Below are 3,448 nucleotides of genomic sequence, written 5' to 3'. Positions count from 1 at the left end.
GACTTATGTGTAGTGCGCGGTTATGTGGAGTTCCCTCTGGGCGCTGCTTCGGCGCGGGGTTGGGTCAGGAGTTCGTCAACATAACTTCGTCGTGGGAGTAGCGTAGTTCCTCCGATCACCGTATTCGGAGGGCACCATGCTTCAAGAATTGTTTCCGAAGGTACATCGCCGCTATGAGGGATCACGGTTCGCCGCCGATCTTGAGGGTTTCGCTGCCTGGCTGCGTCGGAGCGGATATTCTCGCAACAGTACCTGCGATCATTTGTTTCGGGCAAAGCAAACACTTGAACGGATGGATGGCGCCGAGCCCGGCGGGGAGTTTGCCATCGAACATCTATACGCTGCATTTACGTCACCGCGCTTTCCGGCGCTATATCGAGGTACGCAGCGGGCATTCGAGCGCTTTCTGTCTTCGCGCGGCAGATTGATTCGGGCTGAGCCGGACGACCCGTTCGGAGCCCTGCGCGGTCAGTATCTACAGCACCTTCATGAGCTACGTGGGTTTGCCGTCTCGACCGCCACTCAGCATAACTCGACTCTCAAGGACTTCCTGCGTCGGGCGGTGTTACCCGATCGAACCCTGCGGACATTGGGCGCTACGGACGTCGAGAATTACATCCGGCTCAAGAGCCGGGAGGTTACCCGTCAGACGCTGCAGCATGTCATTGCGCATCTGAGGGCATTCTTGCGCTATTGCGAGGATCGTGGCGATATCACGCTCGGACTGCATTGCATTGACACGCCACGGACTTATCGTGCCGAGTTGCCCCCGCGTGCACTCGACTGGAAGCTGGTGCCGAAGCTGGTTAATTCGGTAGATCGTCACAGCCGCACGGGCTGGCGCGACCACGCGGTCCTGCATTTGATGGCGTACTACGGTCTACGAGCATCAGAAGTTGCCGCACTCACGCTGAGTTCTATCAACTGGGAATCGCGGACGCTTCACGTTCAGCAGCGCAAGACCCGTTCGGTCCTGGTATTGCCATTGGCGGACAGGACCATAAATCTGCTACGGCGCTATCTCCGGTGTGGCCGCTCTGGAAGTGATTGCCCCGCTTTGTTCCTACGGGCACGAAGCCCGGTTGGGCCACTGACCCACTATGGCGTGGTCGACATCTTTTGCACGCGCGCCAGGCTGAGTGGCCTGCCAATCACGAACAGTTCCTCATATGCGCTGCGACACGCGTTCGCGATGCGTCTGCTAGATCGAGGCGTGGGTACGAAGGCCATTGGCGATATCTTGGGACATCGCAGCCTCGAGAGCACGTGCGTCTACCTGCGACTGGACATTGCCATGTTACGTTCCGTCGCGCTGCAGGTTCCGACGCTCTCGAAGTCGAGGAGCCGGCCATGAGCATCTCCACGTCAATGGTTGCCATGGAGGCTGCGATCACAGACTACGTTGCCCATCAACGCGCCCTAGGTCGTGGCTACCGCAATGAAGAACGAATCCTGCTGTCGATGTGTCACTGGCTCGCGCAGTCCTCAGTTCGGGAGCTTGATCAGGCAAGCTTCGATCGATGGTGCGATACGCTGCATCATCTGGGACCGAATACGCGTCGCGCCAGACAGTTGATGGTGCACAAGTTCTGCCTGTTCAGACAGCGTGCCGAGCACGAGTGTTTCGTACCCAATCCGCTGTACTTCGCGCGACCCTGTCCGTACATCCGCCCGGTCATTGTGCAGCCGGATCAGGTCGCACGAATGCTGGTCGCAGCCACGCACCTGACGCCGACACTTGGCTCACCGCTACTACCCGCCGTGACGCGCATCGCCATTGTGCTGCTGTATACGGCCGGGTTGCGGCGCGGCGAACTGCTGCGCCTGACGCTACGAGACGTTGAACCCACGTCAGGGGTATTGCAGATTCGAGAGTCGAAGTTCCACAAGAGTCGGCTGGTGCCGCTATCAACCGATGCCGCGCGCGAACTTCGAATTTACCTACGCAAGCGCCTCAACGCTTCGCTCGGCACCGGCCCGGAAACGCCGCTGTTGTGCAATACGACCCGAGGTCTACGTGGATACACCGGCACGGGAATCAGCCGTCCCATACACGCACTCTTCGAACTCGCTGACGTTCGCGATGCCGAGGGACGATGTCCGCGAATTCACGACTTGCGGCATAGCTTTGCGGTCCAGGCTTTGATCCGGTGGTATCAGGAAGGCGCGGACGTACAGTCGAACCTTCCGAAACTGGCAATCTACATGGGGCATGTCTCGATCGTATCGACGGCATACTACCTTCCATTCGTTCCGACGATCGCGGCACTCGCAAGTGAACGCTTCGAGAAGCATCTAGGACACGTGCTCGGCGGGAGGAAGCCATGAAACCGCGCAAACCGACAGAGCTCGGCCGATGTCTGCTGCGCTTCTTCCAAGACTATCTGCCTACACTGCGGGGCGTCAGTGTGCACACGATACGGAGCTACCGTGATGCCGTCGTCTTGCTGCTGCGGTTCACCGCGCGCGAGAGCCGGTGCCCCATCGAAGCCCTGGATCTGAGCGATCTGAATGCCGATCACGTAAAGCGATTCCTCAAATTCCTTGAGTCCGAGCGCGGCAACAGCATCGCGACGCGCAACGCTCGGCTCGCCGCCATTCATGCATTCGCTCGTTTCGTGATTGCCGAGCATCCCGAACATCTGGCACTGTTTCAGCAGGTACTCGGAATACCGTTTAAGCGGGGAGCGCGGGAGGCACCGATCGAATATCTGGAAACGGCTGAGATCGAGACATTGCTGACCACCATCGACCAGAGTCGTCCAGCGGGGCAACGCGACTTTGCACTGTTCGCGCTGATGTTCAACACTGGAGCTCGTGTGCAGGAGATCCTCAATTTGCGGATCTGTGACCTGCGGCTCGACCCACCGCCGCAGGTCCGGCTGCGTGGCAAAGGGAACAAGGTGAGAGTGTGTCCGATCTGGCCGCATACTGCGCAGCTTCTGCGCGAACTTATTCGCACGCGTCCCTTGGTCGCTCAAGGCTCGGCCGAACTGCCTGTCTTCGTTAATTGCCGCGGTACTCAGATGAGCCGATTTGGCGTGCGTTATCTGCTGCGCAAATACATGCTCATCGCGAGCACCCGGAACCCAACCCTTGCGCACAAAGAAATCCACCCGCATTCGCTTAGGCATACCACCGCGATTCAGTTGCTGAAGGCTGGCGTAGACTTCGCGACTATCAGCCAGTGGCTCGGCCACGCGAGCCTGAATACCACGATGCGCTATGCGCGTGCCGATATCGATCTCAAACGTCAAGCACTCGCGCAGGTGTTCCCAGAAATCCTCGCACCTCCACGAGGTGGAGCATTCATCTTGAACGGTGCTGACCTGGTTGGCTGGCTGCGTAGACTCTGACCTGTTATGTGCAGTCAAGGAATGCTCAAACCAGGCGGGTTTGCCTTGCTGCACGACCCCTCCACATAACCGCGCGCTACACATAAATCCAG

The 3,448-nt window shown here is 58.8% G+C and carries 3 protein-coding genes; all 3 read left to right on the top strand.

The genetic code is table 11. The annotated features are described in order from the left end of the window. Positions 1-136 precede the first annotated feature (136 nt). From AWB72_RS28260 to AWB72_RS28250, 3 genes are read left to right on the top strand one after another with little or no spacing between them, the layout of a single operon-like run. Positions 137-1,354, top strand: a complete 1,218-nt coding sequence (locus AWB72_RS28260) for a tyrosine-type recombinase/integrase (RefSeq protein WP_087129209.1) — start codon at positions 137-139, stop codon at positions 1,352-1,354. Continuing rightward, positions 1,351-2,328, top strand: a complete 978-nt coding sequence (locus AWB72_RS28255) for a tyrosine-type recombinase/integrase (protein ID WP_087129208.1) — start codon at positions 1,351-1,353, stop codon at positions 2,326-2,328. The genes AWB72_RS28260 and AWB72_RS28255 overlap by 4 nt, the downstream gene beginning before the upstream one ends. Next, positions 2,325-3,356 carry a tyrosine-type recombinase/integrase gene (locus tag AWB72_RS28250; protein ID WP_087129206.1) on the top strand — a complete coding sequence of 344 codons (1,032 nt, stop codon included), beginning with the start codon at positions 2,325-2,327 and terminating at the stop codon, positions 3,354-3,356. The genes AWB72_RS28255 and AWB72_RS28250 overlap by 4 nt, the downstream gene beginning before the upstream one ends. Positions 3,357-3,448: the final 92 nt, after the last annotated feature.

The organism is Caballeronia concitans (assembly GCF_001544615.1).
Taxonomy (GTDB): domain Bacteria; phylum Pseudomonadota; class Gammaproteobacteria; order Burkholderiales; family Burkholderiaceae; genus Caballeronia; species Caballeronia concitans.
This window is presented reverse-complemented; position numbering and strand designations above follow the sequence as displayed.

What these genes read in the sequence shown, in the direction of transcription:
- AWB72_RS28250 (WP_087129206.1), top strand. Translation starts at nt 2,325, where the DNA reads ATGAAACCGCGCAAACCGACAGAGCTCGGCCGATGTCTGCTGCGCTTC.
- AWB72_RS28255 (WP_087129208.1), top strand. Translation starts at nt 1,351, where the DNA reads ATGAGCATCTCCACGTCAATGGTTGCCATGGAGGCTGCGATCACAGAC.
- AWB72_RS28260 (WP_087129209.1), top strand. Translation starts at nt 137, where the DNA reads ATGCTTCAAGAATTGTTTCCGAAGGTACATCGCCGCTATGAGGGATCA.